This window comes from Denitraticella aggregata, from assembly GCF_048158365.1.
Lineage (GTDB): Bacteria > Pseudomonadota > Gammaproteobacteria > Burkholderiales > Rhodocyclaceae > Azoarcus_F.
Genome location: NZ_JBLLNL010000002.1, coordinates 265,901 through 278,653 on the forward strand (window position 1 = coordinate 265,901; position 12,753 = coordinate 278,653).

A 12,753-nucleotide genomic window follows, 5' to 3' on the forward strand; every position below is an offset into this window, starting at 1 on the left:
TTATTCCGCTCGTTGACCGCTGAGTGCGGCTGCGATGGTTCTGGACATCAGGCGCAGTTCGGAGCGCAGGTCCTCGGAGAACTGCGCATTCTCGTTCGGGCGTTGTGCGAGCTGGCGCAGCAGCGCACGCAGGTCGTCCTGGGACTCGGACACCGAGGACAGCCCACGCGATTCGCGACTGATCATCTCCGACAGCCGGTTGAGCTGATGGCTCAGTTCGCTCAGCTGGTCGACGGTGGCGCGTCGTTCGCGCTCCGAGTCGCCGATCGAGCGCTGCATGCGTTCGAGGCTCTCGGCGGTCTGCTCGAGCAGGGCCTGGACATAGGCCGGCACGCCTCCGTCACCGTCGCCGCTCATCGCACCGGACGGAATACGCGTGACGTTGGACAGCCATTCCTCCAGCTCGTTGTAGAAGCGGTTCTGCGCATGCCCCGACTGCAGGTCGAGAAAACCGACCACCAGCGAACCCGCCAGGCCGAACAGCGACGTCGAGAATGCAGTCGACATGCCGCTCAAGGGTTCGTCCAGCTTGATCTTCAGCGCTTCGAACATCGCGACCGCATCGGCGCCGCCGCTCATGCCGCCGATGATCTCGCCGACCGAGCGGATCGTCACCAGCAGCCCCCAGAACGTGCCGAGCAGGCCGAGAAAGATCAGCAGCCCGATCAGATAGCGGCTCAGATCGCGCTGTTCCTCGAGACGGATCTGGACGCTGTCGAGAATGGTGCGCATCGATGCCGGCGACAGGTTGAGCTTGCCGCGTTCGCGGCTCGAAAGCATCTTGGCCATCGGCGCGAGCAGCACCGGGCGGCTCAGCGTCGGCCGTTCGGGGTCGGACTGGTGGAAGCTCTCGATCCACAACACTTCGCGCTGAAGGCGCCAGACCTGCCGCAGATTGACCGCGATGCCAATCGCCAGCACGAACAGGATCACGCTGTTGAACTCGAGGTTGGCCATGAACACGTGTTTGAGCTGGGGCACGAGCACGGCTGCGAGCGCGGCGACCAGTGCCAGAAAGACGCCCATCCACGTGGTGACATGGATGGGTTTCGTGAACTCCTTGCGGTTCATGGGTTCGAGTCCTATTCGAGAATCCGGTATCAGCTGTGGGCGGTTTTCGGCATGCGCGCGCGTGAGTGCCCGGGCATGCGGCGTCCGGTTTGGACCGTCGGTCGCGTTGGTCCGACAAAACCCTTGGAAGTCTAACGGAAACGGTGGCGTTTTGCCGATCCGCGCACCGTTCAGGGGCGTTTGCGACCGTGTTGTCGTCGATCGATCCATGCGACGACCAGGGCTGCGGCGACCGCGCCCATCGCGTCGGCCAGCCAGTCCCACGGATCACCCCGGCGATGATCAGTCATCGACTGCGCATACTCCATGAACGCACCATGCGCCAGCAACAGCGCCATGATGGCGAGCCGATGATTCGGCCATGCGGTGAAGCCGAGCAGACCCAGGGCCAGGAACGCGAGGAAGTGCCCGATCTTGTCCTGATGGTCCAGCAGGTCCGGCACCTCCGACGGGGTGGCCAGCCCGGCAGCGAAGGCCGTGACGAGTGCGATCAAGAAAACGACACGGAGCGTGGTCCGGAACGCGACAGGCATGGTTCTCAGTCCTGCTCCTCGCCGCGTTCGCGCAGCGGCGCGACGAGCAGATCGAAGTGTCGCGGCGCGACGTATTGCAGGACCTCCTTGCCGCGCGCGCTCAGCGCGATGTCCAGTCCGAGCTCGGGATACAGGAAGTGCTCGACCTCTTCCGAGCGTCTTATGCGTTGGCCCGGTTCGCCGAACCGGGCACGAATCACGTCCTCGTCCAGGTCGGCCGACGGGATGAAGGTGATGGCACGGATCGCGGCAAGCCGGGCGCTGGCGAGATCGTCCGGATGAAGCGTGACCTTGCGCGTCACGCTTTCCATATAGCTCTCTTTCAGCGCCCGCGCCCGCATCGCCGCGATGGTCGCACTGTCCAGGTCTGCGGTCAGAATCAGCTTGCCGGTGATGAAACCGGTGCTGGCGTTTTCATAAAAGGCTTCGAGCAAGGCGGGGCGATCCGGCGGCGCGACGATCGCGATTTCCACATCCGGGCCGAACAATGCACGTGCCTCGTCCAGGCGGCTCAGGCCGGGCGACAGCCCGAATACACGCGAGCTGCCATCGGCCAGGACCTCGATCTGCCATGGCAGCATCGCACTGGATTCGGGCGCCGCGTGCTCATCCGACATCTGCCACACGATGGGGGTGACCACGAGCAGCAGCAGGATCGTCAGCGCAGCGGCTATGAGTTTCGACATTGCAGAAATGGTCCATGCGCGTGAAGGGGGCCTCATTCTGCCCCAGCGGCGAGCGGCGTGCGAATCGGATTCAAGCCGCGTGGTTCGGTCGCTGCCAGCCGGTCCATCTGAACTCGTGACAGCACCGACGGTCGTTATCGATGTAGATGCCATGTGCGCCAACCACTCGCAGCAGCCATAGGGTTCGATCCGGGACCGCGACGCATCCGGTCTGCACTGAGAACACAGAAGGGGGATTCATGACGAAGTTCAAAGGTTTGGTAATGACCGCCGTCGCGGGAGTCGCGTTCGCGATCGGCGCCGTTACGGCGTTGGCGCAAACCCGTGTCGCATCCGAGGCGGGCCCGGTCAGTGTCGTCACGGTGACCGACGGGCTGCAGTCGCCTTGGGCGCTCGCATTCCTGCCGGAAGGCGGGATGCTGGTCACCGAACGTCCCGGGCGCATGCGCATCGTGTCCGCGACCGGTGAATTGTCGCCACCGCTCGAGGGTGTGCCCGACGTTCATGCGCACGGACAGGGCGGACTGCTCGATGTCGTGGTTGGACCGGACTTCGCGCAGGACCGGCGGATCTACTTCACGTATGCGCAGACGACCGCGCGCGGCGCGCGAACCGCAGTGGCACGAGCCAAACTCGACATGGCCGCAAACCGGCTGGAGCGGGTCGAGGTCATCTTTGCGCAGAACGAGGACCCGTCCGGACGCCATCACTTTGGATCGCGGATCGCTTTCGCCGACGATGGCACGCTCTACGTCGGTCTGGGTGATCGCTCCAGTCATCGCGACCGGGCGCAGGCGCTGGACAGCCATCTCGGCAAGATCATACGAATCCATGCGGACGGCTCGGTTCCGACCGACAACCCGTTCGTCGGCCAGGCGGGCGTGCTGCCGGAGATCTGGTCATACGGTCATCGCAACATCCAGGGCGCGGCCATCCATCCGGAGAGCCGCGTCGTATGGTCGAACGAGCACGGTCCGCAGGGTGGCGACGAGGTCAATGTCGGGGTCGCCGGTGCGAACTATGGCTGGCCGGTCATCACGCACGGGCGAGAGTACGGGACCGGCGCACGCATCGGAGAAGCGACGGAACGCGATGACGTCGAGCCGGCCACGCATTACTGGGTTCCGTCGATCGCGCCAGCCGGCATGGCCTTTTACACCGGCGACGCATTCCCTCAGTGGCAGGGCAATCTGTTCGTCGGCGCCCTGCGCGGCCAGCTGCTGACGCGCCTGGTGCTGGACGGCGACCGGGTCGTCCATGAGGAGCGCCTGCTGACCGAACTGCGGAGCCGGATTCGCGATGTTCGCCAGGGGCCGGACGGCAGGCTCTATCTGCTGGACGAGTCCAACGGGCGGATTTTGAGGCTGGATCCGGCCTGACCCGCCCGGTCGGCGCGGCGTCGCGGTCACGTGAGGCCGCGACGCCGGTCAGCGTGGAGCCGGGGCGACCCGGTCCTTGAAGGCCTGCGGCACCGTGGCGATCCGTCTGGCATCGTAGTCGAAGAACACGATTCCGGTCTTGCCGACCGCGACGTCCCGGCCGCTCCCTTTTTCCGTGATGCGATAGACCAGGTCGCATCCGTACTTGTTGAAGTCGTGCACCCCCATATCGATGACCAGCGTGTCGCCATGGAACGCCTCGGACAGGTATCGGATCGCTGCATCGCTGACCACGATGCCGACGTCCTCGACCCGGGTCTGCGTGTATCCGAGCGACTGGAAGAAGCGCTGGCGCGCTTCGGACACCAGCGTCAGCAACTGGGCGTTATCGACATGTCCGGCCTCGTTGATATGGCTCACGTAGACCGCGAGCTCGGTGTTGAACAGGAATCGTTCGGGCAGTGTGATCTGGATGCGGGGCATGGGATGGGCGAGCCTCGGTCGGATGGTTCAGCCGTGCAGACTGGCGTTCAACTGGTCTACGACCTCGGCCCAGTCGGCATCCTCGAGGATCTCATCGCGCAGGAACGCGGCCTGCGAAGGCGTCCAGAACGGCGCATCGGCGAGCTTCATGTTCTCGGGCAGCGGCGAATGGCTCGCGATGAATTCATCGATCGAAGCCTGATCGGAGGGCAGACCGAGCTGGGCGAACAGATTGCGCATCGAGTGAAGCGGCGTTTCCATGGTCGGGTCTCCTTGTCGTGAATGACATCGCCCGACAGAGCCCTGCGCTCGAAGTCGGCTGGGCAGGGTCGTGGGGCGATTGCAGGCCTATGATGACGGTCGGGATCGTGCGCCGCAAGTGCCCGACGTTCCCGAGTTCGGGCATGATCTGCGCCGGTGATATGCTGTATGAAGAGACGGGTGCGCGACACGGGCGCGCCGGCGACTGGACGGGCAAGCCCCGGCGACCCGGGACGTTCCGGTCCGGACGACGATGGAGAACAGAATGATCGAAGCGAAACGAAAGAGCCTGATTGCGATCGGCGTGCTGGCGCTGGCCGGCTGTGCCGGAATCCGGTCGGACGAGTTCCAGGAGCCCAGTGTCTCGCTGGAGTCGTTCCGGATCATGCCGTCCGAGGGCATTGCGCCGCGCTTTCTGATCGGACTGCGCGTGGTCAATCCGAACCGCAGCGCGCTGGATCTGCGCGGGCTCAGTTACGACGTCGAACTCGAGGGCCGCAAGTTGCTGACCGGGGTCGCCGGCAATCTGGCCAGCATTCCTGCATTCGGCGAGTCGACGATCGAACTGCAGGCGGGGGTGGATCTGCTGAGCGGCCTGCGCCTGTTCAACGACCTGATCAGCGCGCCCGGTCGCGAGCGGGTGAACTACACCTTTCGCGCGAGGCTGGACGTGGGCAGGCTGAGTCGTCTGGTCACGATCGAGGAATCCGGCGAACTGACCCTGGTGCCCGGGCAACGCTGATCCGGGATGTGCATGCCGGTCGTTCGGGAAGGTGCCTGAGTCAGTGCGCGAACAATTGCCCCATGTCCCGGAAGGTCTTGAATTCAAGCGCATTGCCGCTGTAGTCATGGAAGAACATGGTCATCTGTTCGCCCGCCTGTCCCTCGAAACGCAGGTAGGGTTCGATGACGAACGTGATGCCGGCGCTACGCACGCGCTCGGCGAGCGCGTTGAAATCGTCCCAGGCCAGCACCACGCCGAAATGCGGCACCGGAACGTCATGACCGTCGACCGGGTTGTGATGCGCGCGCTCGCGCGCCGGTGCGAGGTGAGCGACGATCTGATGACCGAAGAGGTCGAAGTCTATCCACTCGTCGCTGCTTCGTCCCTCCGGGCAACCGAGGATTTCACCATAGAAACGCCTTGCGTTGGCGAGATCGTCGACCGGAAAGGCGAGATGGAACGGGGTCAGTGACATGGGATGCTCCCTGAAGCGAGGACGACCGACGCGGTGGTCCGGTTGGCGTGCACACGGGGCTCGCGTAAGCTGCAGCCCTGCGTACGCATTTTGTCCGACAAATCTATCATTCCTGCAAGCTGATGTCTGCCATCGGAAAAAACGGCATCGTTCCATGGTTGCTGCTGTTCGCCCTGGTTGCGATGTGGGGGAGTTCCTTTCTGCTGACCAAGGTTGCGGTGGCCAGTTTGCCGCCCGCGCATGTGGTCACCGGCCGGCTTTTGATCGCGGCACTGCTGCTGGGGGCGCTGGTGCTGATGGCGCGCAAGCCGCGGCCGCAGCAGGGCGTGGTGTGGGTCTATTTCGTCGCGATGGCGATCATCGGGAATGTGCTCCCCTTCTTGTTGATCAGTTGGGGCCAGCAGCGCATCGACAGCGGCCTGGCCGGCATCCTGATGGCGGTGATGCCGCTCACGACGCTGGTGCTCGCGCATTTCTTCGTCGCGGGCGAGCAGATGAACCGGCGTCGCCTGGGCGGCTTCTCGCTGGGCTTCGTCGGCATCGTGGTGCTGGTCGGCCCGGAAGCGCTGGTGCATCTGGGTGGAAGCGGGGAAGTCCTGTGGGCGCAACTCGCGGTGCTCGGCGGGGCGGTGTGCTACGCGGTCAACACCATCGTGGCGCGCCGCAGGCCCGAGGCGGATGCATGGATGACGGCCGCGATCGTACTGAGCATCGCGAGCCTGCTGAGTGCGCCCTTCGCCATTTCTCGCGCGCCGGTGCTCGAGTATCCGGCAGAGGCGCTGATCGCCGTCGTGTTGCTCGGCCTGATCTCGACCGCAATGGCGACCGTGGTCTATTTCAAGCTGGTGGCGCTGGCCGGTCCCACGTTTCTGTCCCAGATCAACTATCTCATTCCGTTGTGGGCGCTGGCGCTCGGGGTCATCTTTCTGAATGAGCGGCCGGACTGGAATGCGATACTTGCCCTGGTGCTGATCCTCGCCGGGATCGGATTGTCCCAGCGCAGTGCAGCATGACACGGTGGACAGCCTGGCGACCCCTCGGAGCCGGTGCGAACCGTCGCACCCGAACGGTGTCCGGAAGTGGTGGTCCGACGTGGACCGTCGTGTAGCGTTGTAGCAGATATGCGCCGACAATAGCGGATGAGGATGGACTCTTGGCGATCGGAAGACCCCCGCAGGACCCGAACGACGACCGAAAGTGTGGTCTCGCGTGCATCTGGCTCGCAGCCACCGCGGCGTCGCTGTTCGCGGTCGGCTGTGCCGGGGAGGCGGAGCCGCCGACCGCGCAGACGCAACAAGGGACGGCCATTCCGGTCGCAGCGATCGAGATCCAGCCGCGCGACCTGTCGAGACAATTGACGCTGTCCGGGACCGTCGAGGCACGTGTCAGCGTTCGTCTCGCGTCGCGCATCGCGGGTGCGGTCGAAACCGTGCGCGTGGAAGAGGGCGGCTCGGTCGAACAGGGCGAGATCCTTGCGACGCTGGACATGGCCGAGGCGCTGGCCGAACTCGCACGTGCGCGTGCCGAGGAACGTTCGGCCCGGCTCGAGCACCGGCGGGCATCCGAGCTGCGCACGCGCGGCGTGCTGAGCGAGGCGCAATACGAACTCGCGCAGGTCGGGCTGGAGGTCGCCCAGAGCGAGCATGCGCTGTGGCGAACCCGGGTCGAGTACGGCACGATCGTGTCGCCGCTGAAGGCGGTTGTGACCGCGCGCCATATCGAGCCTGGCGAGGCGGTAGAGGCGCAGGCGACGCTGTTCGAACTGGCGGCGCTGGACGACCTGGTGATTCGCTTCGGCGTGTCCGAGCTCGACGTCGTTCATATCGCGCCTGGCATGAACATCCCGATCCGGCTCGATGCATTGCCGGCCCTGGAACTCCAGGGGGTGGTGCGGCGCGTCTTTCCGGTCGCGCAGAGCGGCAGTCGACTCGTGACGGTGGAGGTCGCGCTGCCTGCCGACGCGATCGACCATGGCGTACGGCCGGGTTTCCTCGCGAGAATGCGCGCGGTCATCGACAATCGTCCGGACGCATTGGTGGTGCCCGTTGCGTCGATCGGCGTCGACCGGGACGAGACCTACGTCTACGCGATCGGGGACGGCAAGCTGGAGCGGCGCCGGATCGCCGTCGGCGTGACCCGGGGCCAATGGACGGAGGTGCTGTCCGGTCTGTCGGTGGGCGACATCGTGCTCGCCAGCAACCCGATCGAGATGCGCGCCGACCAGCCGGTGCGCATCGTGGCCATGCGGAACGGCCCCCATGCGCACTGATCCGGCCGGCGATGCGCCGCGCGGCGGAATCGCGCGCGTCGCGATCAACCGTCCGGTCGGCACGCTCGCGATTGCCTCCGTGGTATTCGTGCTGGGCCTGTTCTTCCTGCTGCGCCTGCCGATCGACCTTCTCCCCGAAATCGAGTATCCGCAGCTTCGCGTCACCGTGAACTATGCGGGGGTGGCACCCGAAGTCATGGAGGAACAGGTGACCCGGGTGCTCGAGCGCAATCTCGCCGCTACGGAAGGGCTGATCCTGATCACCAGCCGGGTTCGCGATGGCCGCACCGATGTCGACATGACCTTCGAGTTCGGCACCAATCTCGATCTTGCGCTGCAGGACGCCGCCCGCTACCTCGAACAGGCCCGGACCCAACTGCCGGATGACATTCAGCCGCCGCGGATCCGCAAGTTCGACCCGGGTCAGAACGCGATCTGGGAGGGCGGGTTCAGCTCCAATCTGCGCAGCGAGGTCGAGGTGCGCGACTGGGTCGAGAACAACCTGATGCCGCAACTGATCGCGATCCCGGGGGTGTCCTCGGTCGAGGCGGCTGGTGGCATGACGCGCGAGATGGAGGTCATCGTCGATCAGCAGCGCTTGCGCTCGTACGGCCTGAGCATGGGCGACGTCGTCTCCAGCCTGGCTGCCGAGAACGTCGATATCGCGGGCGGGCGACTGACCTCCGAGACCTTCGACGTAGTCGCGAAGACCGAGGGCCTGTTCACGTCGGCTACGGACATCGAGAACGTGTTGCTGCGCCTGCCGGCGAATTCGATGGACGGTAACGGGGCACGCGGCAGCATCCGGGTTGCCGAGATCGCCGAGGTGCGCGACGGCCACCGGGAGCAACGCGTGTTCGCGCGCCTGAACGACGTCCCGTCGACCCAGGTCCAGGTGTACAAGCTGACCGGGACCAATACCGTCGCGGTGGCCGATCAGGTGCTGGCCACGCTGGACCGGCTGTCACGTTCGGGTTTCATCCCGGCCGACATCACCTATCAGTCGTTTCGCGATCCGACTTTCTTCATTCGTGGTGCGCTGTCCAGCGTCGGCTCGGCGGCGATGCTGGGCGGATTGCTGGCGATGCTGATGGTGCTGCTGTTCCTCGGCAGTCTGCGCAAGGGTTTCATCATCGGCCTGTCGATACCGGTCGCGCTGATGGCGACCTTCGCGCTGATGGGGGCCAACGGTCTGACGCTCAACATCATCAGTCTGGGCGGGCTTGCGCTCGGGGTCGGTCTACTGCTCGACAATGCGATCGTGGTGCTGGAGAACATCTACCGTCACAAGGAAAAACTGGGCAAAGGCGCGGATCAGGCGGCGCGCGACGGCACGACCGAGGTGGTGTCGGCGATCACCGCCGGTACGCTGACCAATCTGGCCGCGGTGGTGCCTTTTCTGCTGATCACCGGGGTTGCCGCGCTGGTGTTTCGGGAGATGATCCTGACGATCTCGTTCGCGATCATCGCGACCCTCGCGGCGGCGTTGACGCTGGTGCCGACGCTGGCCGCGCTGCTGGGCAAGATGCGTTTCGAGAGCGGTCTGGTCCGCAGCGCGCCGTTGCGTGCGTTCGCGGCCCTCGTAGAACTGCTGCGCCTCGCTTACCGTAGGCTGCTGCCCTGGGTGTTACGCCTGCGCTGGGGCGTGAGCGTGCTGGCGCTGGCCGGACTGGTCGGTGCGGGGTGGCTGTTCTCACAGCTCGGCAACGAGTTCCTGCCGCCCATGGACGATGGCAACGTGTTCCTGCGCGTGACCCTGCCGCCGGGCAGTACGCCGGATGAAACCCAGGCGGTGGCACGCCGGGTCGAGGCGCGACTGCGCGACATGCCCCATGTCGAGAGCGTGTTCTCGATCGCCGGTGGCGCGTTGTGGGGCGGTACGATCCAGGAACGTCCCGGCTCCTCGATGTTCTTCATCCAGCTCGAATCGACGCGGATGCGCGACATGTCGGCCGGCCTGTGGGTGGCGCAGGCCCAGCGCGACATCCGGGCGCTCGACATTCCCGGCGCGCGCATCTTCATGCGCCCGCCGCTGATCCGCGGGCTACGCTTCACCTCGACCGGCAACGACCTCGCGATCGGCGTGGTCGGCAACGACCTGGAGGTGTTGCGCAGCATCGGACGGGACGTGGCGCAGCGCCTCGAGGGGATCCCCGGCATCGAGGGCCTGGACGCGGGCGCCGACGAGCGTAGTCCGCTGATGCGCATCCGCGTGGATCGCGAACGGGCCGCCGATTTCGGTCTGCGGGTGTCCGAGGTCGGCAATGCGATCCGCGATGCGGTCGATGGGGCGGTGCCCAGCCGCTATGTCAGCGGTGGTCAGGAGTACGACATCCGCGTCCGGCTGCCGAGCGACGTGGTGAAGGACACGGACGAACTGGGCAACCTGCTGCTCGCGCGGCCGGACGGCGTGCCGGTGTTGTTGCGTGATGTCGTGAGTTTCGATCTGGGTACCGGGCCGGCGAGCATTGAGCGGGAGAATCAGAACAGGATCGTCCGCGTGGTCGGCGACATCAATACCGCATTGTCGGACGTGGGCACGATCATGACCGAGGTCGAGCGTCGCCTGGCCGAGATCGACGTGCCGGATCAATACAGCCTGATCGTAGGCGGGCAGTGGGAGACGATACAGGAGACCAACCGCGAGCTGACGATGGTCATCATGCTGTCGGTGTTCCTGGTCTTCGTCGTGCTGGCGGTGCAGTACGAGAGCCTCAGCAACCCCTTCGTGATCATCGCCGCCGCGCCGCTGTCGCTGGTCGGGGTGAGCGTGATCCTCACCCTCACCGGGACCCCCGTGTCGGCACCGGTGCTGATCGGCGGGGTGCTGCTGATCGGCATCGTCGTCAACAATGCGATTCTGCTGGTCGAATACATCGAGATCGGTCGCCACAAGGGCCTTGCGATGCACGATGCGATCGTCGAGGCCGGCAGCGTGCGTCTGCGCCCGATCCTGATGACCACCTCGACCACCGCGCTGGGCATGGTTCCGCTGGCGGTCGGACTGGGCGAGGGGGGCGAGATCATGCGGCCGCTCGCGCTGACGGTGATCGGCGGTCTGGTCGGATCGATGCTGCTGACGCTGTTCGTGATTCCGTGCCTGTACATGATGGTCAACCGCTTCACCGAGCGGGTGACGACCTGGTTCACCGGCCAGCAGGCCGGTTCGACGACCGTCAGCGGCTGATCGGCTTGTAGCGGATCCGTCTCGGCTTCGCGCCTTCCTCGCCGAGCCGTTTCTTCTTGTCTTCCTCGTACTCGCGGAAGTTGCCGGCGAAGAAGGTCCACTGCGAATCGCCTTCGGCGGCGAGGATGTGCGTGCAGATCCGGTCCAGGAACCAGCGGTCGTGGCTGATGATCAGCGCGCAGCCGGCGAACTCCAGCAATGCATCTTCGAGCGCGCGCAGGGTCTCGACGTCCAGGTCGTTGGACGGCTCGTCGAGCAGCAGCACGTTGCCGCCGGCGATCAGCGTCTTGGCCAGATGCAGGCGGCCGCGCTCGCCGCCGGACAGGTTGCCGACCATCTTCTGCTGGTCGCCGCCCTTGAAGTTGAAGCGCCCGATGTACGCCCGGCTGGGCATCTCGAACTTGCCCACGGTGAGCACGTCCGCGCCGTCCGAGATCGCGTCGAAGACCGTCCTGTCGTTGGCCAGCCCCTCGCGCGACTGGTCGACCGCGGCTATCTTGACCGTGCTGCCGATGAGGATCTCGCCCGAGTCGGGCTTTTCCAGCCCCTGGATCATCCTGAACAGCGTCGACTTGCCGGCGCCGTTAGGACCGATGATGCCGACGATCGCGCCGGGCGGGACGCTGAAACTGACCTTGTCCATCAGCAGCTTGTCGCCGAAGGCCTTGCTGACCTCCTTGAACTCGATGACCTGGTCGCCGAGGCGCTCGCCCGGCGGAATGAAGATCTCCTGCGTCTCGTTGCGGCGCTGGTACTCGACCGTGGTCATCTCCTCGTAGCGTGACAGGCGGGCCTTGGACTTGGCCTGGCGCGCCTTCGGGTTGGAGCGCACCCATTCGAGTTCCTGTTTCATCGCCTTCATGTGCGCGTCGACCTGCTTGGATTCCTGCTCCAGACGCTGCTCCTTCTGCTCCAGCCATGAGGAGTAATTGCCCTTCCATGGAATGCCATGGCCGCGGTCGAGTTCCAGGATCCACTCGGCGGCGTTGTCGAGGAAATAGCGATCGTGCGTGACTGCGACCACGGTGCCCGGGAAGCGGGTCAGGAACTGTTCCAGCCATTCGACCGATTCGGCGTCGAGGTGGTTGGTCGGTTCGTCCAGCAGCAGCATGTCCGGACGCGACAGCAGCAATGTGCACAGCGCGACGCGACGCTTCTCGCCGCCGGACAGGTTCCCGATCTTCGCGTCCCAGGGCGGCAGCCGCAGCGCGTCGGCCGCGATCTCCATCTGGGTGTCGACATCGTTGCCTGCCGCCGCGAGGATGTTCTCGTACCTGGCCTGCTCCTCGGCGAGCTTGTCGAAGTCGGCGTCCGGCTCGGCGTACGCGGCGTAGATCTCGTCCAGCTTCTGGCGAGCCTCGATGATCTCGCCCAGTCCCGATTCGACCACGTCCCTGACGGTCTTGTCGGCGTCGAGTTTCGGTTCCTGCGGCAGGTAGCCGATGCGGATGCCGGCCAAGTGCTGCACCTCGCCCTCGTATTCCTTGTCCTCGTTGGCCATGATGCGCAATACCGTGGACTTTCCCGAGCCGTTCAGACCGAGCAGGCCGATCTTTGCGCCGGGGAAGAAGGAGAGGGAGATATCCTTGATGATCTGCCGCTTGGGAGGCACGACCTTGCTCACGCGGAGCATGGACATTACGTATTGAGCCATGGGGTCCTGTCTGTAATCGCTGAAAACGAGT

Annotated in this window: 12 protein-coding genes; 5 read left to right on the forward strand and 7 right to left on the reverse strand. The window is 65.2% G+C overall.

What is annotated here, in order from left to right:
• The 3 genes from ACKVEX_RS04630 to ACKVEX_RS04640 form a co-directional block, all read right to left on the reverse strand.
• The gene (locus ACKVEX_RS04630; RefSeq protein WP_473214520.1) at positions 1–1,071 is read right to left on the reverse strand and encodes a flagellar motor protein MotA; all 1,071 of its coding nucleotides are present in this window, start codon (positions 1,069–1,071) and stop codon (positions 1–3) included.
• Positions 1,072–1,241: 170 nt separating this feature from the next.
• Entirely contained in the window at positions 1,242–1,604 is a 363-nt protein-coding gene (locus ACKVEX_RS04635; protein WP_473214521.1) for a VanZ family protein, read from the reverse strand.
• Between the two features lie 5 nt (positions 1,605–1,609).
• Positions 1,610–2,290: a hypothetical protein gene (locus tag ACKVEX_RS04640; RefSeq protein WP_473214522.1), complete on the reverse strand. Its 681-nt coding sequence runs from the start codon at positions 2,288–2,290 to the stop codon at positions 1,610–1,612.
• A gap of 263 nt (positions 2,291–2,553) precedes the next feature.
• On the opposite strand from ACKVEX_RS04640, the gene ACKVEX_RS04645 reads away from it, so the two are divergent.
• Positions 2,554–3,669, forward strand: a complete 1,116-nt coding sequence (locus tag ACKVEX_RS04645; RefSeq protein ID WP_473214523.1) for a PQQ-dependent sugar dehydrogenase — start codon at positions 2,554–2,556, stop codon at positions 3,667–3,669.
• Positions 3,670–3,717: 48 nt separating this feature from the next.
• On the opposite strand, the gene ACKVEX_RS04650 is transcribed toward ACKVEX_RS04645, so the two are convergent.
• Together ACKVEX_RS04650 and ACKVEX_RS04655 are read right to left on the reverse strand one after the other, a co-directional pair.
• On the reverse strand, positions 3,718–4,152 hold the full coding sequence (locus tag ACKVEX_RS04650) for an acyl-CoA thioesterase (RefSeq protein WP_473214524.1): 435 nt from the start codon (positions 4,150–4,152) through the stop codon (positions 3,718–3,720).
• 27 nt (positions 4,153–4,179) lie between these two features.
• Positions 4,180–4,413, reverse strand: coding sequence for a DUF2789 domain-containing protein (locus tag ACKVEX_RS04655; RefSeq protein ID WP_473214525.1), 234 nt, complete (start codon positions 4,411–4,413; stop codon positions 4,180–4,182).
• 265 nt (positions 4,414–4,678) lie between these two features.
• Between ACKVEX_RS04655 and ACKVEX_RS04660 the strand changes: the two genes are divergently transcribed.
• Entirely contained in the window at positions 4,679–5,155 is a 477-nt protein-coding gene (locus ACKVEX_RS04660) for an LEA/WHy family protein (protein WP_473214526.1), read from the forward strand.
• A gap of 40 nt (positions 5,156–5,195) precedes the next feature.
• Here ACKVEX_RS04660 and ACKVEX_RS04665 read toward each other — a convergent pair whose 3' ends face one another.
• Complete coding sequence (locus ACKVEX_RS04665) at positions 5,196–5,612, reverse strand: VOC family protein (protein ID WP_473214527.1); 417 nt, start codon at positions 5,610–5,612, stop codon at positions 5,196–5,198.
• A 122-nt stretch (positions 5,613–5,734) separates the two neighbouring features.
• On the opposite strand from ACKVEX_RS04665, the gene ACKVEX_RS04670 reads away from it, so the two are divergent.
• From ACKVEX_RS04670 to ACKVEX_RS04680, 3 genes are all read left to right on the forward strand, one after another.
• Positions 5,735–6,625, forward strand: coding sequence for a DMT family transporter (locus ACKVEX_RS04670; protein WP_473214528.1), 891 nt, complete (start codon positions 5,735–5,737; stop codon positions 6,623–6,625).
• Between the two features lie 140 nt (positions 6,626–6,765).
• Entirely contained in the window at positions 6,766–7,881 is a 1,116-nt protein-coding gene (locus tag ACKVEX_RS04675) for an efflux RND transporter periplasmic adaptor subunit (protein ID WP_473214529.1), read from the forward strand.
• Positions 7,871–11,068: an efflux RND transporter permease subunit gene (locus ACKVEX_RS04680; protein WP_473214530.1), complete on the forward strand. Its 3,198-nt coding sequence runs from the start codon at positions 7,871–7,873 to the stop codon at positions 11,066–11,068. The genes ACKVEX_RS04675 and ACKVEX_RS04680 overlap by 11 nt, the downstream gene beginning before the upstream one ends.
• Here ACKVEX_RS04680 and ettA read toward each other — a convergent pair.
• Positions 11,058–12,722, reverse strand: coding sequence for an energy-dependent translational throttle protein EttA (ettA, locus tag ACKVEX_RS04685; RefSeq protein ID WP_473214531.1), 1,665 nt, complete (start codon positions 12,720–12,722; stop codon positions 11,058–11,060). The genes ACKVEX_RS04680 and ettA overlap by 11 nt on opposite strands.
• Positions 12,723–12,753: the final 31 nt, after the last annotated feature.

What these genes read in the sequence shown, in the direction of transcription:
- ACKVEX_RS04640 (WP_473214522.1), bottom strand. Translation starts at nt 2,290, where the DNA reads ATGTCGAAACTCATAGCCGCTGCGCTGACGATCCTGCTGCTGCTCGTG.
- ACKVEX_RS04630 (WP_473214520.1), bottom strand. Translation starts at nt 1,071, where the DNA reads ATGAACCGCAAGGAGTTCACGAAACCCATCCATGTCACCACGTGGATG.
- ettA (WP_473214531.1), bottom strand. Translation starts at nt 12,722, where the DNA reads ATGGCTCAATACGTAATGTCCATGCTCCGCGTGAGCAAGGTCGTGCCT.
- ACKVEX_RS04655 (WP_473214525.1), bottom strand. Translation starts at nt 4,413, where the DNA reads ATGGAAACGCCGCTTCACTCGATGCGCAATCTGTTCGCCCAGCTCGGT.
- ACKVEX_RS04680 (WP_473214530.1), top strand. Translation starts at nt 7,871, where the DNA reads ATGCGCACTGATCCGGCCGGCGATGCGCCGCGCGGCGGAATCGCGCGC.
- ACKVEX_RS04660 (WP_473214526.1), top strand. Translation starts at nt 4,679, where the DNA reads ATGATCGAAGCGAAACGAAAGAGCCTGATTGCGATCGGCGTGCTGGCG.
- ACKVEX_RS04650 (WP_473214524.1), bottom strand. Translation starts at nt 4,152, where the DNA reads ATGCCCCGCATCCAGATCACACTGCCCGAACGATTCCTGTTCAACACC.
- ACKVEX_RS04635 (WP_473214521.1), bottom strand. Translation starts at nt 1,604, where the DNA reads ATGCCTGTCGCGTTCCGGACCACGCTCCGTGTCGTTTTCTTGATCGCA.
- ACKVEX_RS04670 (WP_473214528.1), top strand. Translation starts at nt 5,735, where the DNA reads ATGTCTGCCATCGGAAAAAACGGCATCGTTCCATGGTTGCTGCTGTTC.
- ACKVEX_RS04665 (WP_473214527.1), bottom strand. Translation starts at nt 5,612, where the DNA reads ATGTCACTGACCCCGTTCCATCTCGCCTTTCCGGTCGACGATCTCGCC.
- ACKVEX_RS04645 (WP_473214523.1), top strand. Translation starts at nt 2,554, where the DNA reads ATGACCGCCGTCGCGGGAGTCGCGTTCGCGATCGGCGCCGTTACGGCG.